The sequence below is a fragment of the Streptomyces rimosus genome (assembly GCF_008704655.1).
GTDB lineage: Bacteria > Actinomycetota > Actinomycetes > Streptomycetales > Streptomycetaceae > Streptomyces > Streptomyces rimosus.
Genome location: NZ_CP023688.1, coordinates 6,973,798 through 6,993,009, shown reverse-complemented (window position 1 = coordinate 6,993,009; position 19,212 = coordinate 6,973,798). Strand labels below are relative to the sequence as shown.

The following is a 19,212-nucleotide window of genomic DNA, read 5'->3' as shown; positions in this document are numbered from 1 at the left end:
CGACGGCGCCCGCTCCAGGGGCCGCCCGGCCCTCGTACGAGGGCCGTTGTCCCCTGGCGCCGGGCGCCGGATCGCGGGCCGCGAACCACACCCGTCTCCACAGGCTCTAGGCTTACGGGCTGTGACCTCCGTGCGCCTACCGCTCTTCCCGCTGAACTCGGTGTTGTTCCCGGGACTCGTCCTCCCGCTCAACGTATTCGAGGCGCGGTACCGGGCCATGATGCGCGACCTGCTCGCGCTCCCCGAGGACGAGCGCCGGTTCGGCGTCGTCGCGATCCGCGACGGCCGCGAAGTGGCGCCCTCCGCCCCCGGCCTGCCGGACAGCACGGCGATGCCCGCCGGCGGGCCCGGCGCCGGCTTCGGCCCCGACCCGATCAGCGCCTTCCACACCGTGGGATGCGTGGCGGACGCGGCGACCATCCGCGAGAAGAGCGGCGCCCCCGGCACCGGCCTCGCGTCCGACGAGAACGCCGAGGCGGAGGGGACGGCCCCCGGCACCGGACCGGACGCCCCCGGGTACGAGGTGCTGGCCACCGGCACCACCCGCTTCAAACTGCTGTCGGTGGACGCCTCCGGCCCGTACCTGATGGGCGAGGTGGAGGAGCTGCCGGAGGTCGAGGGCGAGGGCGCCGGGGCGCTGGCCTCCGGTGTCACCCGGGCCTTCCGTACCTACCAGAAGCGGCTGGCCTGGGCGAACGAGCGCACCCTGGCCGGCGGCCAGGACCTGCCCGATGAGCCGTCGGTGCTGTCGTACCTGGTCGCGGCCGCCGCCGTGCTCGACATCCCCGCCAAGCAGCACCTCCTGGAGGCGCCGGACACCGCGGCCCGGCTCACCCGGGAGCTGGAACTCCTTCGCCAGGAGACGGCGGTGATCGGTAAGCTCCCGTCGCTGCCCGCGGTGGACCTGACCCGGCACCCCACCAGCCCGAACTGAGCACGCGGGCGGCCGTCCCGTCCGTAGCCGTACCGACCCGTGCCCGTACCACCCCGAAAAGTCTTACGAGGGCGACGACCATGTCCAAGAAGCCGAAGCGGACCAAGCAGGCGAAGAACGGGAAGCAGCCGGCCGGCGCCGGGGGCACGCCCGCGACGGTCGCCCTCACCGAGGCGGGCGTCGACTTCACCCTCCACGCGTACGAGCACGACCCGGCCACCGCGTCGTACGGCGAGGAGGCCGCCGAGGCGCTCGGCGTCTCCCCCGACCAGGTCTTCAAGACGCTGCTCGCCGAGGTGGACGGCGCCCTGACCGTCGCCGTCGTGCCGGTCTCCGGCTCCCTCGACCTCAAGGCCCTGGCCGCGGCGGCCGGCGGCAAGCGCGCCGCGATGGCCGACCCGGCCGCGGCGGAACGCAGCACGGGTTACGTACGCGGCGGCATCTCGCCCCTCGGCCAGCGCAAGCGGCTGCCCACGGTCATCGACGCGTCGGCCACCGCGCACGCGACGGTGTGCGTGTCGGCCGGGCGCCGCGGGCTGGAGGTCGAGCTGGCCCCCGCCGACCTCCAGGAGCTCACGCAGGCGACGCTCGCGGAGATCGCGCGCGGCTGAGCGCGGGCGCGGCCGGATGCGTCCCGTACGCCCCGGCCGTCACCGTGCGAGGTCTTTACGCCTCCCGCTTCCTCCGCTACGACCCGTGGAGGAGGTACGCCCATGTCGAAGAAGACCCGCAAGCGGAAGTGGCGCATCAAGAAGGGCAAGGCCAATCACGGGCGCCGGCCCGCCTGAGTGACCGGGACGGGCCCGCGCGCTTCGCGGGCCCGCTCCCGCCGTCCGACGACGGCCGGGGCCCCTCCGTCAGCTGTCCGACGACGGCGGCGGGGGCGGCGCCTGATGGGGCCCGGTGGCCCAGTCCGACATCGGCGGCTCCGGGTCGCGGGGGCCGAAGAACCCGGTCACGAGCAGGTGGGTGACCATCGCGGCGACCGGCCAGGCGAGCAGCGCGCCCTTGGCCTGGAGACGCAGCGGCGCGTCGAACGTGACGCCCTTGCCGACCTCCGCGGCCCGTGCCGCCAGGTCCGACGTCGGGCCCATGTACATACCGAGCCGCCAGGCCACCACTGAACCGAGCAGCCCGCCCACCGTCAGCGCCACCACCAGCGGGATGCCGCCGCCCTTGCGGTAGAAGAAGGCCGCCAGCGCGCACAGCACCCCGAAGCCAAGGCCCAGCAGGACGAACGTGCCGTCCCCGCCGATGGACTCCTCGCCCTCGCTGTTCTTGAGATAGACATTGCCGCTGCCGTCCGCGATCAGCGGGACGTGCGGCGCCAGCCACGCCCACAGGACGCCCAGCAGCGCTCCGCACACCGTCGCCACGATCGCGATCAGCGCCGCCTCACGCAGCTCCCGGCGGAACTCGGCCCGGTCCTGCACGGCGGTCCCCTCGGTGGTCGAAACGGCGTTCGCCCCCTGGGCTGTCCCGGCCGAAGCGGCCCAGGGGTCGTACGCGCGCTCGGGCGGCTGGTTCTCGTGCGGTCGGCCGTCGGACGGCCCGTCCTGGGACGGCTGATCGTTGGGCGGCGTCTGTGGTGCGGTCACCCCGTCATCGTGCCAGGTGGACACGGTGCCGTCGGCGGGAGGCCGGGGCCGCGACCGGTTCCCGCCGGTCTGCCCGCACCCGTCCGGCCGGCTCCCGTGATCCGCCGGGTCCGTCACCGTACGGCCGCCCGGCGGTACGCCCAGGCCGCCACCGCCAGCGACAGCACGCCCACGGCCGCGCAGACGCCCAGGTCCGCGACGACCGCCAGCCAGTCCGGGTGGGCGTCGAAACCACGCGCCAGGGCCTCGACGCCGTACGTGGACGGCAGCAGGTCACGCGCGTACGAGATCGGCGCGGGCAGCCCGGCGGCCGGCAGCACGCCCAGCAGCAGGGCCGCGGACATGCCCAACTGGCCGCACAGCGTGGCCAGTTCGGGGCGGGGCGCGAGCAGGCCGAGCGCGGCGCCGAGCCCCGCGAGGGCGGCACCGGCCAGCGGGATGACCGCGATCAGCACCCACAGGTGCGCCATCGGCAGCTGGAACAGCAGACAGCCGGTCACGGCCGTGACCACCGTGCCCGGCGCGGTGAACGAGGCGTACGCGGCGGCCGCGCCGAGCACCACGGCGGCCGGCGGCACCGGCAGCGTGGCGTAGTGGTCGAGCCCGCCGCCGGCCCGCAGCTGACCGAAGTACTGCGCCAGCAGGTTCAGCGCCACGAACGCCACGACCAGCACGCTGGAGCCCGAGACGACGGCCCGTGCGGCGTCGCCGCCGTCCACCACGCCGCGCATCAGGACCATGATCCCGATGGACTGGAAGGTCGCCACGAACAGCAGCGGGATACGGGCCACGCGGGCCCGCGACAGCTGGGCAAGGTAGACGGCACTCAGCGCGGGGAACAGGCGCGCCCGGGGCGCCAGCGGGGCCACGACGATGCCGGTCACGTCCTCGGCACGAGTCGCCTCCCCGGTCCCGGTCGCAGCCCGGGCCACCGTCTCCGCCGCCGTCCCCGGCACCGCGTCCGCCTCGGCGGGAACCACGCTCACGCCTTCACCAAGCCTTCCTCCGTACGGCCCCCCAGCGCGAGATACACATCTTCCAGGCTCGGCGTCGCGAGCGTGAAGTCGTCCAGCGCGGCGAAGGCCGGGCCGGCCGTCACGGCCGCCACCGCCTCCCGCGCGCGGTCCGGCGGCAGCCGCAGCGTCCAGCGCCGCCCGCTGGCCCGCGCGGCCGCGCCGAGCGCCGCCACCTCGGGCACGTCCAGCGGCGCCCGCTCCCGCCACACCAGCTCCAGCCGGACCTCTTCCCCCACCAGGCCCTTCAGCCCGCCGGGCGTGTCGCAGGCGATGACCCGGCCGCGGTCGATCACCGCGACCCGGTCGAGCACGCTCTCCGCCTCGATCACGTTGTGCGTCACGAGCAGCACGGTGGCGCCGCGGTCCGCCCTCCGGCGGTCCACGGCCGCCCACACGGCGCGGCGCGCCACGGGGTCCATGCCGGTGGTCGGCTCGTCCAGAACCAGCAGCGGACGCTCGCCGACGAGTACGGCGGCGAAGCATGCGAGGCGGCGCTGGCCGCCGGAAAGCCGCTTGAGCGGGCGCCCGGCGATATCGTCGAGCCCCAGCTCCCCCACGACCGCGTCCCGCTCCGCGCGCGCGTCCCGCGCCGTCAGGCCGCGCAGGCGGCCGGTGGTCTCCACGGCCAGCGCGACGGTCATCTCGTCCAGGGCACTCGACTCCTGCCCCAGATAGCCGAGCAGCCGCGCCGCGCGCTCCGGATACCGCACGAGGTCGTGCCCCAGCACGGTGACGCTGCCGGAATCCGGGCGCAGCAGGCCGGTCAGCTGGCGCACCAGGGTCGACTTGCCGGCACCGTTCGGGCCGAGCAGCCCGAAGATCTCGCCCCGCCGTACGTCCAGACTGATCCCGTCACTCGCCCGAACCGCCGGCGCCCCCGCCGCCCCTCGCCGCCCGCGCACCGCGGGGTACGTCTTGACCAGGTCCCGCACGGCACACACCAGCTCGCCGCACTCCACCCGCTTCGCACCCATCCTCACGACCCACGAGCCTACGCGTCCCCCCGGCCTGCCTCTCGTTCACCCCCTGTGGGTGGGTCGGCTGTTGGGGGGTGGTGGGTTTGCGGTGCTGCCCGGTGGGGGTGCGGTTGCCCCGGTGGGGGTTCGCCTTGACGCTTCGGGTTCGGTGGGTGGGGCTCGGGGCCCCGCAGGGGTCACTCCTCGGCGCCTGGAGCGGCCGATAGGTCGGACGCAACCGGGGCTTCGGTCGCCTGCGGGGAGACCCCTACGTGTCCCCGAGCCCGCGCCGTGGGCGGCTTTCCCGCCGCCGTGGCGGGGGTCTTTTACAGACCCCTGGCGGCCGGACCCATGCGGCCCCCTCCGCACGACGCGGAGCCGCCCGGGCCCTGCGCCTACGCAAGGGCGAGCTTCCGCTCATGGGGGGGGGCGCGCACCAGGCTTCTTTCCCCCTCCCCCCACCGGCCCGCACACGCCACACCGACGGGAGGGGGTGTGCAGGGGGACACTCCCCGCAGGCGACCGTTACATGGTTGCGTCCAGACATGACGGCCGCTCCAGGCGCCGAGGAGATGACCCCCTGGGCACCCCCGCCCCACGACAAACCCCATGCGTATCCGCGCGAAGCGCGGGCCAGGACCCCCTACTCCCCCACGGGAACCCCGGCCGCGGTCCGCAAATCCACTTCCCGCCAAAACCCGGCCCGAATCGCATACCGATCATGCTCATCGATCTGATCATCCTTATGCGCAAGCAGCCCGAACCGAGCCGCATACCGCAGCAACTCACCATCGATCCGATGCGGAATCCGGGGATACTCCGTAGAGATCTGCTGAAGATGCGCCGCATCGGACAACCGCTCCGTCCAGCGGCGAGCGAACACCTGCCCCACTTCGAACGGATCACCGCTGACCGCCGTGATGTCCTCCTCACGATCCGCCCACCGCTGCTCCGCACTCGTGAGCTGGGCCAGCGTCGGCAGGGACGCGGTTTCGGGGGGTTCGCCGACGGGGCCGCCGCGCTCGACCCAGCCCTTGTCGGAGGACCACCGCAGCGTCGCGCTCGGTACGGGCGCCGGCGTCGCGGTGGCCCCGCTGGGCCCGGCGCCGGGGCCGCGGTTGAGGCCGGCAAGATCTTTGGGGGTGGGGACGGGAGCGCCCCGGCCACCGGCCGGCCCGCTCTCGCCGTCCCGTTCACCCGCGCCCGACCGGGCGCATGTACGTGCGGGCCGAGCCGTACCGTTCGTACCGTTGTGCTCGTGTCCACCGCCCCGCTCCGCCTCATGCGCGGCGGACGCCGCGGCCGCCGCGGCGGCGACGGCGGATTCGGGCAGCGGGGCCGAGAGGATCGCGGCGATCTCGGGCCGCGGCGCGGGCGGCGGCGCGCACGGTCCGCCGAGTTCCTTCAGGCGTACGGCGCGGGTGATCCACTCCCGGTCGAGCACACGCCGCTCATCGGCCTCGGCGACCAGGTCCTCGGACTGGTTGTAGTCGCCGTCGGCCGCCTGGACGGCCCACAGGTGCACGGCGACGCCGTGTTCCTTGGCGGACATCAGGCCGGGCAGCAGGTCGCCGTCGCCGGTGACGAGCACGATGTCGGAGCAGGCGCGGTTGCGCGCCAGTTCGGTCAACTCCGCGTGCATCGCGGCGTCGACGCCTTTCTGGGCCCAGCGTCCGTCGCTTCGGGTCAGGGCGCCGAGCCGGACCGTGACGCGGGACATGACGCGCAGCCGCCGGTGTTCGGGCTGCGGTACGCGGTCGGGCGCGCCGTCGAACCAGTAGATGCGCAGCAGCGGCCGTTCCGTGTCGGCCTCGGCGCGCTGGCGCAGGCCCTGGATGAGCTCGGCGTGATCGACGGTGATCCGGGAGCGGGTGGGCTCTCCGGCGAGCAGGCTCGCGGCGGCGCCCAGCAAGTATCCGGCGTCCACCAGGACGACGCAGCGATCCACGTTCCACCCTCTTCCCTGAGGTGCTGAAGTCGGACGCCCCCCGGCTCGGCCTGTGGCACGAGGTTTTCCTACGGCTTTCCTTCGAGTCTGCCCGACCGTACGGGGGTTAACTGCCCGAACTCGATCATCGGCGTGGCGGATTCGCCGCCGAAGGCGAACACACCACGTGACGCACCGTATGACTGACGGTAATTGTCCAAAATGCGCCCCTCGACGTCGCGTGTAAGCCTGGTCACGGCCCCGATCCCAGGATCCCCCTCAGGAGGCACGATCATGGCCAAAAACAAGAATCGCGACCGCAATCAGCAGCAGAAGGGTGCGCAGGCCGCCGAGCGCGGTCGCGAGGAAGCACAGAAGTCGGCGATGGAGGCCCAGGCGTCGGCCCAGACGTTCGAGGCGTCCCCGAGTGATGTCGCCCGTAAGCACCAGCGGCGTTTTGGTCACAACTGATCGCTGCCGCGCGGCAGTAGCAGCAGAGGGGCGCACCCGTCCGGGGTGCGCCCCTCTTCGCGCTCCATGCGCCACCGGGTCGCGCCCCCGGACGGCGCCCCCGACTTTGTTCCCGGGGTGAATAAATGCGAGGGGCGGGCAGCCTCGGCCGCCCGCCCTCACCGGCTCACCCCGCCAGGCAGGACGGGCCCAGCAGCACCTTCAGGTCGCCGAAGAGCGACGGATCGGGCGTGACCCGGTGCCGGTCGAGCCGGAGCACCGTCGTCTTGCGCGTGCCCTGGAGCTTGATGCGGACCTCGGTCGCGCCGCGGTGGCTGGTGAGCACCTCGCCGAGCTTCTCGACCAGCGGCGGGGTGACCTTGACCGTGGGGATCGTGATCGTCACGGGCGCGTTGGCGCCGGCCTCGGAGAGGTCGGGGACCATCATCTCCATGGCGACCAGCCGCGGGATGTCCTCGCGCTTGTCCAGCCGGCCCTTGACGAAGACCACGGTGTCCTCGACGAGTTGGGTGGACACCAGCTGGTAGGTCGCCGGGAAGAACATGCACTCGATGGAGCCGGCCAGGTCCTCGACGGTGGCGATGGCCCACGCGTTGCCCTGCTTGGTCATCTTGCGCTGGAGGCCGGAGATGATGCCGCCGATGGTGACGATCGAGCCGTCGGAGTAGTCGCCGCCGGTCAGCTGGGAGATCGCCGCGTCCGCCTTGTCGGACAGCACATGCTCCAGGCCGAACAGCGGGTGGTCGGAGACGTACAGGCCGAGCATCTCGCGCTCCTGCGCGAGCAGGTACGTCTTGTCCCACTCGATGTCGGAGAACTCGATATCCAGACCGAAGCCGGGGCCGTCGTCGGAGCTGTCGTCGCCCATGCCGCCGAAGAGGTCGAACTGCCCCTCGGCCTCCTTGCGCTTGACCTGCACCACGTTGTCGATCATGGCTTCGTAGTGCGCCATCAGGCCCTTGCGGGTGTGCCCCATCTCGTCGAAGGCGCCCGCCTTGATCAGGGACTCGGTGGTGCGCTTGTTGCACACGACCGCGTCGACCTTGTCGAGGTAGTCAGGGAAGGAGGCGTACTTCCCCTTGGCCTTGCGGCAGCGGATGATCGAGTCGACGACGTTCTGGCCGACGTTGCGGACGGCGGTGAGGCCGAAGAGGATCACGTCGTCACCCTGGGCGGCGAAGTTCGCCAGCGACTCGTTCACGTTCGGCGGGAGCACCTTGATGCCCATGCGGCGGCACTCGTTCAGATAGACCGCCGACTTGTCCTTGTCGTCGCGCACCGAGGTCAGCAGCGCGGACATGTACTCCGCCGGGTAGTTCGCCTTCAGATAGGCGGTCCAGTACGTGACGAGGCCGTACGCGGAGGAGTGGGCCTTGTTGAACGCGTAGCCGGCGAACGGGACCAGCACGTCCCACAGGGCCTGGATCGCCTGGTCGCTGTAGCCGTTCTTGCGGGCACCGGCCTGGAAGATGGTGAAGTTCTTCGCCAGTTCCTCGGGCTTCTTCTTGCCCATGACGCGACGGAGGATGTCGGCCTCGCCGAGGCTGTACCCGGCGATGATCTGGGCGGCCTTCTGCACCTGCTCCTGGTAGACGATCAGGCCGTAGGTCAGGCCGAGGGTCTCCTTGAGCGGCTCCTCCAGCTCCGGGTGGATCGGGGTGATCTCCTGGCGGCCGTTCTTGCGCTCGGCGTAGTTGATGTGCGAGTTCATGCCCATCGGGCCCGGGCGGTACAGGGCCGATACGGCGGAAATGTCCTCGAAGTTGTCGGGCTGCATCTGGCGCAGCAGCGAGCGCATCGGGCCGCCGTCGAACTGGAAGACGCCGAGGGTGTCACCGCGGCAGAGCAGTTCGAAGGTCTTGGGGTCGTCCAGCGGGACTTCCAGCAGCTCCAGGTCGACGCCCTTGTTCGCCTTCACCATCTTCAGGGCGTCGTCCATGATGGTGAGGTTGCGCAGGCCCAGGAAGTCCATCTTCAGCAGGCCGAGCGACTCGCACTGCGGATAGTCCCACTGGGTGATGGTGACGCCGTCGGTGTGCCGCACCCAGACGGGGGCGTGGTCGATGATCGGCTCGCTGGACATGATCACGCCGGCCGCGTGCACGCCCATCTGCCGGACCAGGCCCTCGACGCCCTTGGCGGTGTCGATGACCTTCTTCACGTCCGGCTCGTTCTCGTACATCGACCGCACCTCGCCCGCCTCGTTGTAGCGGGGGTGCTGCGGGTTGGTGATGCCGTCCAGGTCGATGCCCTTGCCGAGGACGTCGGCGGGCATGGCCTTGGTGATGCGGTCGCCCATCGCGTACGGGTAGCCCAGCACGCGCGCGGAGTCCTTGATGGCGTTCTTCGCCTTGATCTTGCCGTACGTACCGATCATGGCGACCTTGTCCTCGCCGTACTTCTCGGTGACGTACCTGATCACCTCGACGCGCCGACGCTCGTCGAAGTCGATGTCGACATCGGGCATGGAGACGCGCTCGGGGTTCAGGAACCGCTCGAAGATCAGGCCGTGGGTGACCGGGTCGAGGTCGGTGATGCCCATGGCGTACGCGACGATCGAGCCGGCCGCCGAGCCACGGCCGGGGCCCACCGCGATGCCGTTGCGCTTGGCCCACATGATGAAGTCGGCGACCACGAGGAAGTAGCCCGGGAACCCCATCTGGATGATGACGTCCATCTCGTACTCGGCCTGCTTCTGGCGGTCCTCGGGGACGCCGCCCGGGTAGCGGCGCTCCATGCCGCGGCGGACCTCCTCCTGGAACCAGGTGACCTCGGTGAAGCCCTCGGGGATGTCGAACTTCGGCATCAGGTCGCGCTTCTCGAACATGCCGGTGGTGTCGATCTGCTCGGCGACCAGGAGGGTGTTGCGGCAGCCCTCCTGCCAGGCGTCCGAGGAGTCGATGGCGTACATCTCGTCCGTGGACTTCAGGTAGTAGCCGGTGCCGTCGAACTTGAAGCGGTCCGGGTCGGTGAGGTTCTTGCCGGTCTGGATGCACAGCAGGGCGTCGTGGGCGGTCGCCTCGTGCGCGTAGGTGTAGTGGGAGTCGTTGGTGACCAGCGGGGGGATGCCGAGCTTCTTGCCGATCTCCAGCAGGCCGTCGCGGACCCGGCGCTCGATCTCGATGCCGTGGTCCATCAGCTCCAGGAAGTAGCGGTCCTTGCCGAAGATGTCCTGGTACTCGGCCGCCGACTTCAGGGCCTCGTCGAACTGGCCGAGGCGCAGCCGGGTCTGCAGCTCACCGGAGGGGCAGCCGGTGGAGGCGATCAGGCCCTCGGACCACTGGGAGATCGTCTCCTTGTCCATCCGGGGCCACTTCTGCAGCCAGCCTTCCTTGTACGCGTCGGAGGAGAGCTTGAAGAGGTTGTGCAGCCCGGTCTTGTTCGCCGCCCAGATCGTCTTGTGGGTGTAACCGCCGGAACCGGAGACGTCGTCGCGCTTCTGGTGCGGCTGGCCCCACTGGATCTTGCGCTTGGTACGCCGCGACTCGGGCGCCACATACGCCTCGATGCCGATGATCGGCGTCACACCGGTCTTCTGCGCGGTGTGGAAGAAGTCGTAGGCGCCGTGGAGGTTGCCGTGGTCGGACATGGCGATGTGCGTCATGCCCATCTCCTTGCACGCCTCGAACATGTCCTTCAGCCGCGCGGCACCGTCCAGCAGGGAGTACTGGGTGTGCACGTGCAGATGCGTGAAGGGCGGCTTGGCCACGGTGGACGACCTCCGGACGGGGAGTGGCGGGGATTCTCGGGACGGTCTCGAAGTCTACGACCCTCCACCGACAACGAGAGCGGTCGCCGCGCCCCGCGGGCGGCGGCCGGGCACCCCTGAGTAGCCTCGGCCGTTGGAAGAGACGGCACACCCGTCTGCATCACCTGCCCCAGGAGGCACACCGCGATGTCGTCCCAGCACGTCCCGGCGCCGGACGCCGATCGGCGCGGCGAGGAGATCCTCGCCGTCTTCGACACCGCCTTCGGACAGCTGCTCGCCGCCGACCCGGCGGCCTTCCGCGTCAAGTTCCGGAAGATGGCCGCGTCCGCCTTCGCCTTCTACCGGGGCACGGCCTGCCTCTTCTACCACGACCTCCAGGCGCAGGACGGCGGCGCGGGCAGCGGCCCGTACGAGGACGAGCAGACCGGCCAGGTGTGGATCCACGGCGATCTGCACGCCGAGAACTTCGGCACGTACATGGACGCCACCGGCCGGCTGATCTTCAACGTCAACGACTTCGACGAGGCGTACGTAGGCCCCTTCACCTGGGACCTGAAGCGCTTCGCCGCCTCGGTGGCCCTGCTCGGCTACGCCAAGGCGCTGAGCGACGGGCAGATCGGCGAGCTGGTGGGGATCTACGCCACCGCCTACCGCGAGCGCATCCACGCGCTGGCGACGGGGGCCAAGGACGACGATGTGCCGCCCTTCACCCTGGACACGGCCGAGGGCCCGCTGCTGGGCGCGCTGCGCATGGCCCGCTCGCTGACCCGCTTCGGCCTGCTGGACTCGATGACCGAGATCCGCGACTTCGAGCGGCGCTTCACCGAGGGCGGCGGCACGGTCGAGCTGGACGCGGCGACCCGCTACAAGGTCCTGGCGGCCTTCGACGGCTATCTGGAGACGCTGCCCGAGTCCAGCCTGACCCGCCCGGACTCCTACCGGGTCAAGGACGTGGTGGGACGCCGCGGCATCGGCATCGGCTCGGCGGGCCTGCCCTCGTACAACATCCTGCTGGAGGGCAACAGCGACGCCCTGGAGAACGACGTCGTGATCTACATGAAGCAGGCGCAGACCCCGGCGGTCTCGCGGCACATCACCGACCCGCGGGTGCGCGGCTACTTCCAGCACGAGGGCCACCGCACGGTGATCTCGCAGCGCGCCCTCCAGGACCACGCCGACCCCTGGCTGGGCTGGACCGAGCTGGACGGCGCCGGGCAGCTGGTCGCCGAGATCTCGCCGTACGCGGTCGACCTGGACTGGTCGGACATCGACGACCCGGAGCAGATCGCGGCGGTCGTCGCGGACCTGGGGCGGGCCACCGCGACGATGCACGCCGCCGCGGACGACGAGAGCGGCCACTCCCTGGTGCCGTTCTCCACCGAGCGCGCCATCGACGCGGCGATCGCCGCCGACGAGGAGGGCTTCGGCCGGCTGCTGGTGGACTTCGCGCACGCGTACGGGGCCCGGGCCCGCGCCGACCACCAGATCTTCGTGGACCTCTTCCGCAACGGACGCATCCCGGGGCTGTGAGCCTGCCCACCGGGTGAGCCGGGTCACGGGGTGCGGCGGGCCCGCACGGGGCCGGGGCGAGAGTGCGCGGCAACGTGTTCGCGCCTCTTAGTCCCCGCTTACACCGGACCATGGCAGACTCGCTGCAATGGACATCTCGGCGGCACACCTGCGGGCACTGCGCGCGGCGCTCTTCACGGCGCTGTGCGTGACGCTGTCCGCCGCGGGCCATGTGCTGCTGTCCCGGATGCCGCTGCCGCTGACCCTCGTCGCCGCCCTCTCGGCCGCCGTCTTCACCGTCGCGTACGCGCTGGCCGGCCGGGAGCGCGGCTTCTGGCGCATCGCCGCGCTGCTCGTACCGCTGGAGCTGGCCGCCGACACGGTCTTCTCCGCAGGTCAGCACACCTGTTACGGACGGGCCGGCGGGCCGGTCACCGGTCCGCTGCGCTCCCTGGGCGTGGACCTGCTGTGCGGTGGCGGCAATGTGGGCACGCCGCTGGCGCACCTGTCCGGTGACGATCCGGCGCCCGTCTCGACCTGGCTGCTGCTGCTCGCCGTGCACGTCGCGGTGGGGTTGCTCGCGGCGGCCTGGCTGCGGCGGGGCGAGGCGGCGCTGGCCCAGTTGCTGGGGGCCGTGACCGCGTTCGCGTTCCGGCCGCTGCTGCTGGCGGTGGCGGTCGTCCGGGCGCTGCCCGTACCGCACCGCCCGGCCGCCCGGCCCACGCGCAGCGAACCGGTACCGCGGGCCGTCCCCCTTCTCGTGCACTGCGTCGTACGGCGTGGACCGCCCTGTTCCCTCGCCGCGTAGCCTTCGGGCCGCGGCTCACCGGACAGGCACCCGTTCACACCTTTCCCAGGAGCAGGACAGTCATGAGCAACCGCAACAGCCAGGCCAACAAGCAGGCAGCCCGCGAGCGGCTGCGCGTCGAGCGCGAGCGGCAGAAGAAGAAGGAGAAGGTCCGCCGGCAGCTGACTGTCGGCGGCGCGATCGTCGCCGTGCTGGCCATCGCGGGCGGCATCGGTGTCGCCGTGGCCAACTCGGGCGGCGGCGATTCGGGCGGCGGCGCCGACAAGTGGGCCAAGGCCGCGAGCGCCAAGCTGGTGCAGCCGGCCAACACGTCGGGCAAGAACGGCCTGGACATCGTCGTCGGCAAGAAGGACGCCAAGCACACGCTGACGCTCTTCGAGGACGCCCGCTGCCCCGGCTGCGCGGCCTTCGAGCAGAACGTCGGCGAGACGGTCCAGAAGGACATCAAGGCGGGCAAGTACAAGGCGTCCTTCCACCTGGGCACCTTCCTGGACAACAACCTCCAGGGCACCGGCTCCAAGAACGCGCTCAGCGCGATGGGGGCCGCGCTCAACGTGAGCCCCGACGCGTTCCTGAAGTACAAGGAAGCGCTGTTCTCGAAGAAGTACCACCCGGAGGAGACCGGCCCGGACAAGTTCGCCGACAACGACTACCTGCTCAAGGTGGCCGACACGGTGCCGGACCTGAAGGGCAACGCGAAGTTCGAGAGCGCCGTGAAGGCCGGTACGTACAACCGCTGGGCGCTGGAGATGTCGGAGAACTTCAACTCCTTCAAGGACGTCAAGAGCACGCCGACGATCAAGCTGGACGACACGGTGCTGGGCACCGACTCGCCGAACGGCAAGGTCGCCCCGTCCTCGCCGGACGCCTTCACCGCGGATGTCGACAAGGCGATGAAGGGCTGACCGCGCACGCCTCTTCCTGAGCGCCCTGCCCGGAGCCCCGGACCGACGCCCCGGTCCGGGGCTCCGGCGTTCGCCGATGCCAAATCTTGACCCGGCGACTCGCCGTGCCCATGGCAGACTCCGGGCATGGAGCGGACCGGGGCACGGCCGGGGGCGCCCTCGGGTGTCCCACTGCGCGCGGTACGCGCCGCGGTGTTCGCCGCGCTGTGCCTGACGCTGTCCGCCGCCTCGCACGTCCTGCTCACCCGCACCCCGGTGGCGCTGACCACGCTCGTCCCGGTCGGCGTCGCGGTGTTCGCCCTCGCGTACGCCCTGGCGGACCGCGAGCGCGGCTTCCGGCACATCGCCGGGCTCCTCGTGCCGGTGGAACTGGCCGCCGACACCGTCTTCACCTCCGGCCAGCACACCTGTTACGGGCAGGGCGGCGGCCCGGTCACCGGGCCGCTGCGCTCGGTCGGCGTGGACCTGCTGTGCGGCGGCGGCGATCTGGGCGCGGGCAGCTCCCCTCCCCTTCGGGCCATGGAAGACGCCCCGGAAGGTGCGGCGGTGCTCCCCTGGCTGCTGCTCGCCGCGCACATCGCCGTCGGGCTGCTGGCCGCGGCCTGGCTGTGGCGGGGTGACGCCGCGCTGGACCGGCTGCTGTACGCCGTACGGGCCTGCGCGTTCCGGCCGCTGCGGCTCGTGGCCGCCGCGTCCGCCGCCGGTCCGTGCGCGGTACGCCGCCGGGTTCGCCCCCTGCGTCCGCTCCCCCGGCCCCGGCCGCTCCCCCGGCTCGGCCACTGCGTCGTACGGCGCGGCCCGCCCCGGCCCCGGACCGCCGCGTACTGACATGCACGTACCAAAAGAACCGGGACAGGGAGTCGGGAAGCACCATGAGCGACCGCAACAGCCAGGCGGGCAAGCAGGCGGCCCGCGAGCGGATACGCGCCGAGCGTGAGCGGCAGAAGAAGAAGGAGAAGGTCCGCCGGCAGCTCATCGTGGCGGGCACGGTGGTGGGCGTCCTCGTCGTCGCCGGCGGGATCGCCTTCGGCATCATGAAGGCGAACGAGCCCACCGGGTGGGAGGCGGCCAAGGAGGCCGACCTGGTCAAGCCCGCCAACACCGGCGGCAAGAACGGCACCGAGATCGTCATCGGGAAGCCGGCGGCGAAGGAGACCCTGGAGGTCTTCGAGGACGTCCGCTGCCCGGCCTGTGCGAGCTTCGAGCAGAGCGCGGGCCCGGCCCTCCTGAAGGGCATGGAGGACGGCCGCTACAAGATCCGCTTCACCATGTACACGTTCATCGACGGCGGGCAGGGCGGCGAGGGCTCCAAGAACGCGCTCAGCGCGCTCGGCGCGGCCCTGAACGTGAGCCCTGAGGCGTTCCTCAAGTACAAGACCGCGCTGTACTCCGAGAAGAACCACCCGGAGGAGGCCGACGACGCGTACGCCAAGGACGCGAAGCTGCTCGCGGTGGCCGACCAGGTGCCGGAGCTGAAGGGCAACGAGAAGTTCCGGACGGCGGTCAAGAACGGTACGTACGACCGCTGGACGATGGAGATGACCGCGCTCTTCGGCCGCAAGGGCGTGACCGGCACGCCGGCGTTCCTGCACGGCGACAAGAAGCTCAAGCTGCCGCCGGTCCCGCAGCAGCAGATGACCAAGCAGCAGTACTACGAGCTGGCCACCGCCAACTTCAACAAGATGATCGACGACGAGTTCGGTCCGGCGAAGAAGGAGGGGGGCGAGCAGAAGAAGGACGCGGCGCGGTAGCCGCGGCCGGTTCGGCGGACGGCGGTTTACGGCTCGGCGAACTTTGTGCCGCGGGCCTCCCCTCCTGCCCTACGCGACAGTATGGTCATCGGCCGTGACCGACCATGACCAGATATCCCGCCGTACCGCCGTCACGGCCGCAGCCGCCTCCGCCGCCCTGCTGCCCTTCGCCACCGCGGGCCCCGCCCACGCCGCCGGGACGCGTGCCACCGGCCGGACCCGCGCGGGCACGCCGCAGGTCTTCCAGCACGGCGTGGCCTCCGGCGACCCGCTCCCGGACGGCGTCCTGCTGTGGACCCGCGTCACCCCCGAGCCCGGCGCGGTGCCCGGCTCGGGCCTCGGCCGGGACACCACGGTGGGCTGGGAAGTGGCGGCGGACCAGGACTTCGGCTCGGTGGTCGCGCGGGGAACCGCGACCACCACGGCCGCGGCCGACCACACCGTCAAGGCCGATGTACGCGGTCTGGCGCCCGCCACCACCTACTACTACCGCTTCACCGTCGAGGGCACCCGCTCGCCCGTCGGCCGCACCCGTACCGCCCCCGCGCACGACGCCAAGGCCCCCAACGTCCGCTTCGGCGTGGTCTCCTGCGCCAACTGGGAGGCGGGCTACTTCTCCGCTTACCGGCACCTCGCGGCCCGCCGCGACCTGGACGCGGTGCTGCACCTCGGCGACTACATCTACGAGTACGCGACCGGCGGCTTCCCCTCCCCGGGCAAGGTCGTACGGCAGCACTCCCCGAAGCACGAGATCATCACGCTCGCCGACTACCGCACCCGGCACGGCGTCCACAAGACCGACCCCGATCTCCAGGCCCTGCACGCCGCGCACCCGATGATCGCGATCTGGGACGACCACGAGTTCGCGGACAACGCCTGGTCGGGCGGGGCGGTGAACCACACCCCGGGCACCGAGGGCGACTGGGCGGACCGGATGGCCGCCGGCAAGCGCGCCTACTTCGAGTGGATGCCGGTACGGACCTCCGTCGCGGGCACCACCTACCGCCGGCTGCGCTTCGGCAAGCTGGCCGATCTGCACCTGCTCGACCTGCGCTCGTTCCGCGACCAGCAGGCCGGGGTGGGCAGCGGGAAGGTGGACGACCCGGACCGTACGATCACCGGGCGGGCCCAGCTGGACTGGCTCAAGGCCGGGCTGGAGCGCTCGGACACCGCCTGGCGGCTGGTCGGCACGTCCGTGATGATCTCCCAGGTCGCCTTCGGGTCCGTACCGGCCCATCTGCTGGCGCCGCTCGCCGAGCTGCTGGGCCTGCCCAAGGAGGGCCTGGCGGTCAACACCGACCAGTGGGACGGCTACACCGACGACCGGCGCGAGCTGCTGACCCACCTGCGCGACCGGGGCATCGGCAACACCGTCTTCCTGACCGGCGACATCCACATGGCCTGGGCGAACGAGGTGCCGGTCAAGGCCGCGACCTACCCGGCAGCGCCGCCGGTCGCCACCGAGTTCGTGGTCACCTCGGTGACCTCCGACAACGTGGACGACTTCCTGCACGTCGCCCCGCACACCGTCTCGCTGGCCGGTGTCGCCGCCGTCCGGGCCGCCAACCGCCACGTGAAGTGGGTGGACATGGACTCGCACGGCTACGGGGTCCTGGACGTGACGGCGGAGCGCACCCAGATGGACTACTTCACCATCTCCGACCGCACCGACCCGCACGCCACCACCGCGCCGGCGCGCTCCTACCGGACCCTCTCGGGCACCCAGCAGGTGGAGCGGGTCCGGCAGCCGGTGCGCTGACCCGCCGCCGGGCCCGGCACCACCGTTACAGCGAGTCGAGGAAGCCGAGGGCGACCTTCCAGGCGCTCTCGGCGGCCTCCGCGTCGTAGTCCGGCAGGTCGGGGTCGGTGAACAGGTGCCCGGCGCCCTGGTAGCGGTAGACCTCCACGTCCGCGCCGGCCCGCCCCATGCGCAGGTACCAGGCGTTCAGCCAGTCGTGCGGCTCGAACGGGTCCGGGTCCGCGACGTGCAGTTGTACGGGCAGCTCGTCGACCGCCGCGTCGTCGGCGATGTCCGAGGTGCCGTGCATCAGCAGCAGCCCGCGCGCCTTGTCGTCCGCCAGGGCCAGGTTCTGGGCGACCGCGCCGCCGAAGGAGAAGCCCGCGTAGACCACGCCCCGGTCGGAGTACGGGGCCACGGCCACCACCGCGCGGCGCAGCAGCTCGTCCTTGCCGATCTCGTCCTTGATCACCACGCCGTCCTCGACGGTCTCGGCGGTCCGCCCGCCGAAGAGGTCCGGCACGACGACCTCGTGCCCGGCCTCGCGCAGCCGGTCGGCGGCGGCGTGCACAGCGGGTCGCAGACCGCACACCGAGTGGAACAGAACAACCGTCGAGGGTTTCGCGGACGGCGCGGACGGCGAGGCGGGCGAAGAGGCCACTGAGTTCACTTCCCTGTCATTGAATCGCACTTTCACCATCGTGCCAGTTACGGTCGGGAGGAACCGGCACGAAGCTGACCACAACTAGGAGGACCGAAGTGTCCATGGAGGACGTGCTTCGTCCGCTCATCGTCGTCGGCGGCTCCATAGTCGTGACGCTCATTCTGGGCTGGCTGGTCGATCTGGCACTGCGCCGGGCCGACACCGCCCGCCCCGACACGCCACTGTGGGGCCTGCTGCGGCGCTGCCGGGTCCCCCTGCAAGTCGTGCTGGTCACCGCGCTGCTGCGCGGGTTCTACGACAGAACCGGCGTGGCGTTCATCGAGGACCACGAAGCCGGTCTCGGCCAGGTCCTCTCCCTCATACTGATCGCGGCCACCGCCTGGCTCGCCATCCGCGCCGCCGCGGCCATCGTGGAGTCCTCGTACTCCCGCTACGCGGCGGGCGCGCGCGACGCCGCCCGGGTGCGCCGGGTCCGTACCCAGGTCACCCTGATCCAGCGGGTGGTCACGGCGATCGTCATCGTCGTCGCGGCCGCCTCGATGCTGCTGACCTTCCCCAGGATGCAGACCGTCGGCCAGTCCATGCTGGCCTCGGCCGGTCTGGTCGGCATCGTCGCCGGTGTGGCGGCGCAGTCCACGCTCGGCAACCTCTTCGCCGGCCTGCAGATCGCCTTCGGCGACATGGTCCGCATCGGTGACACCGTGGTCGTGGACAAGGAGTGGGGCACGGTCGAGGAGATAACCCTGACCTTCCTGACCGTACGGACCTGGGACGAGCGCCGGATCACCATGCCGGTGTCGTACTTCACCAGCAAGCCGTTCGAGAACTGGTCGCGCGGCGGCGCGCAGATGACCGGCACCGTCTTCTTCCACCTCGACCACGCGGCGCCGGTGGAGAAGATGCGGCACCGGCTGCACGAGATCCTGCAGAACAGCGCCGACTGGGACGGCCGCGGCTGGAGCCTGGTGGTCACCGACACCACCCCGACCACGATCCAGGTACGCGCCCTGGTCACCGCCCGGGACTCGGACGCCATCTGGTCGGTGCGCTGCGAGGTCCGCGAGCGGATGATCGACTGGCTGCGCGCCGAGCACCCGTACGCGCTGCCGCGGGTCGTCACCGCCGCCGCTCCGGACGGCGGGGAGAACGCCGCCCGGCTGGCCGACGGGCAGCGGACCCCGGGCACCCTGGACAAGGGGCCGGGGCTGGACGGCTGACGGGCCGGG

General features: G+C 71.5%; 16 protein-coding genes. 10 read left to right on the top strand and 6 right to left on the bottom strand.

Going from position 1 to position 19,212, the window contains the following annotated elements; all coding sequences use genetic code 11:
* The first annotated feature begins 121 nt into the window (after window positions 1-121).
* Together CP984_RS30570 and ybaK are read left to right on the top strand one after the other, a co-directional pair.
* Window positions 122-934, top strand: coding sequence for an LON peptidase substrate-binding domain-containing protein (locus tag CP984_RS30570; protein WP_003984422.1), 813 nt, complete (start codon window positions 122-124; stop codon window positions 932-934).
* Window positions 935-1,014: 80 nt separating this feature from the next.
* On the top strand, window positions 1,015-1,545 hold the full coding sequence (ybaK, locus tag CP984_RS30565) for a Cys-tRNA(Pro) deacylase (protein WP_003984423.1): 531 nt from the start codon (window positions 1,015-1,017) through the stop codon (window positions 1,543-1,545).
* A gap of 246 nt (window positions 1,546-1,791) precedes the next feature.
* Here the strand turns inward: ybaK and CP984_RS30560 are convergent, their stop codons facing one another.
* From CP984_RS30560 to CP984_RS30545, 4 genes are all read right to left on the bottom strand, one after another.
* Window positions 1,792-2,532 (bottom strand): ABC transporter permease family protein, encoded by a 741-nt coding sequence (locus CP984_RS30560; protein ID WP_202480692.1) that lies wholly within the window; start codon window positions 2,530-2,532, stop codon window positions 1,792-1,794.
* A 113-nt stretch (window positions 2,533-2,645) separates the two neighbouring features.
* Window positions 2,646-3,518, bottom strand: a complete 873-nt coding sequence (locus CP984_RS30555; protein WP_003984425.1) for an ABC transporter permease — start codon at window positions 3,516-3,518, stop codon at window positions 2,646-2,648.
* Window positions 3,515-4,522 carry an ABC transporter ATP-binding protein gene (locus CP984_RS30550; protein ID WP_030184646.1) on the bottom strand — a complete coding sequence of 336 codons (1,008 nt, stop codon included), beginning with the start codon at window positions 4,520-4,522 and terminating at the stop codon, window positions 3,515-3,517. Before CP984_RS30550 ends, CP984_RS30555 begins: the two co-directional genes overlap by 4 nt.
* A 625-nt stretch (window positions 4,523-5,147) precedes the next feature.
* The gene (locus CP984_RS30545; RefSeq protein ID WP_003985504.1) at window positions 5,148-6,452 is read right to left on the bottom strand and encodes an NYN domain-containing protein; all 1,305 of its coding nucleotides are present in this window, start codon (window positions 6,450-6,452) and stop codon (window positions 5,148-5,150) included.
* A 273-nt stretch (window positions 6,453-6,725) separates the two neighbouring features.
* On the opposite strand from CP984_RS30545, the gene CP984_RS41555 reads away from it, so the two are divergent.
* Window positions 6,726-6,902 (top strand): hypothetical protein, encoded by a 177-nt coding sequence (locus CP984_RS41555; RefSeq protein WP_003985505.1) that lies wholly within the window; start codon window positions 6,726-6,728, stop codon window positions 6,900-6,902.
* Between the two features lie 166 nt (window positions 6,903-7,068).
* On the opposite strand, the gene dnaE is transcribed toward CP984_RS41555, so the two are convergent.
* Window positions 7,069-10,611, bottom strand: coding sequence for a DNA polymerase III subunit alpha (gene dnaE, locus CP984_RS30540; RefSeq protein ID WP_003985506.1), 3,543 nt, complete (start codon window positions 10,609-10,611; stop codon window positions 7,069-7,071).
* Between the two features lie 186 nt (window positions 10,612-10,797).
* Between dnaE and CP984_RS30535 the strand changes: the two genes are divergently transcribed.
* The 6 genes from CP984_RS30535 (at window position 10,798) to CP984_RS30510 (ending at window position 17,343) form a co-directional block, all read left to right on the top strand.
* Window positions 10,798-12,141 carry a DUF2252 domain-containing protein gene (locus CP984_RS30535; RefSeq protein ID WP_003985507.1) on the top strand — a complete coding sequence of 448 codons (1,344 nt, stop codon included), beginning with the start codon at window positions 10,798-10,800 and terminating at the stop codon, window positions 12,139-12,141.
* Between the two features lie 127 nt (window positions 12,142-12,268).
* Entirely contained in the window at window positions 12,269-12,928 is a 660-nt protein-coding gene (locus CP984_RS30530; protein ID WP_003985508.1) for a hypothetical protein, read from the top strand.
* Between the two features lie 62 nt (window positions 12,929-12,990).
* Entirely contained in the window at window positions 12,991-13,833 is an 843-nt protein-coding gene (locus CP984_RS30525) for a thioredoxin domain-containing protein (protein WP_003985509.1), read from the top strand.
* A gap of 126 nt (window positions 13,834-13,959) precedes the next feature.
* Complete coding sequence (locus tag CP984_RS30520; RefSeq protein ID WP_003985510.1) at window positions 13,960-14,661, top strand: hypothetical protein; 702 nt, start codon at window positions 13,960-13,962, stop codon at window positions 14,659-14,661.
* Between the two features lie 44 nt (window positions 14,662-14,705).
* Window positions 14,706-15,584 carry a thioredoxin domain-containing protein gene (locus CP984_RS30515; protein WP_003985511.1) on the top strand — a complete coding sequence of 293 codons (879 nt, stop codon included), beginning with the start codon at window positions 14,706-14,708 and terminating at the stop codon, window positions 15,582-15,584.
* Between the two features lie 94 nt (window positions 15,585-15,678).
* Entirely contained in the window at window positions 15,679-17,343 is a 1,665-nt protein-coding gene (locus CP984_RS30510) for an alkaline phosphatase D family protein (protein ID WP_003985512.1), read from the top strand.
* 25 nt (window positions 17,344-17,368) lie between these two features.
* Here CP984_RS30510 and CP984_RS30505 read toward each other — a convergent pair whose 3' ends face one another.
* The gene (locus tag CP984_RS30505; RefSeq protein ID WP_032921846.1) at window positions 17,369-17,983 is read right to left on the bottom strand and encodes a dienelactone hydrolase family protein; all 615 of its coding nucleotides are present in this window, start codon (window positions 17,981-17,983) and stop codon (window positions 17,369-17,371) included.
* Window positions 17,984-18,087: 104 nt separating this feature from the next.
* Here CP984_RS30505 and CP984_RS30500 point away from each other — a divergent pair, with 104 nt between their 5' ends.
* Entirely contained in the window at window positions 18,088-19,203 is a 1,116-nt protein-coding gene (locus CP984_RS30500) for a mechanosensitive ion channel family protein (protein ID WP_043980192.1), read from the top strand.
* The last annotated feature ends 9 nt before the right edge of the window (window positions 19,204-19,212 follow it).

Bases quoted from the DNA above. Each gene is read 5' to 3' on its own strand.
- ybaK (WP_003984423.1), top strand. From the start codon at position 1,015: ATGTCCAAGAAGCCGAAGCGGACCAAGCAGGCGAAGAACGGGAAGCAG.
- CP984_RS30550 (WP_030184646.1), bottom strand. From the start codon at position 4,522: ATGGGTGCGAAGCGGGTGGAGTGCGGCGAGCTGGTGTGTGCCGTGCGG.
- CP984_RS41555 (WP_003985505.1), top strand. From the start codon at position 6,726: ATGGCCAAAAACAAGAATCGCGACCGCAATCAGCAGCAGAAGGGTGCG.
- CP984_RS30535 (WP_003985507.1), top strand. From the start codon at position 10,798: ATGTCGTCCCAGCACGTCCCGGCGCCGGACGCCGATCGGCGCGGCGAG.
- CP984_RS30530 (WP_003985508.1), top strand. From the start codon at position 12,269: ATGGACATCTCGGCGGCACACCTGCGGGCACTGCGCGCGGCGCTCTTC.
- CP984_RS30525 (WP_003985509.1), top strand. From the start codon at position 12,991: ATGAGCAACCGCAACAGCCAGGCCAACAAGCAGGCAGCCCGCGAGCGG.
- CP984_RS30520 (WP_003985510.1), top strand. From the start codon at position 13,960: ATGGAGCGGACCGGGGCACGGCCGGGGGCGCCCTCGGGTGTCCCACTG.
- CP984_RS30515 (WP_003985511.1), top strand. From the start codon at position 14,706: ATGAGCGACCGCAACAGCCAGGCGGGCAAGCAGGCGGCCCGCGAGCGG.
- CP984_RS30500 (WP_043980192.1), top strand. From the start codon at position 18,088: ATGGAGGACGTGCTTCGTCCGCTCATCGTCGTCGGCGGCTCCATAGTC.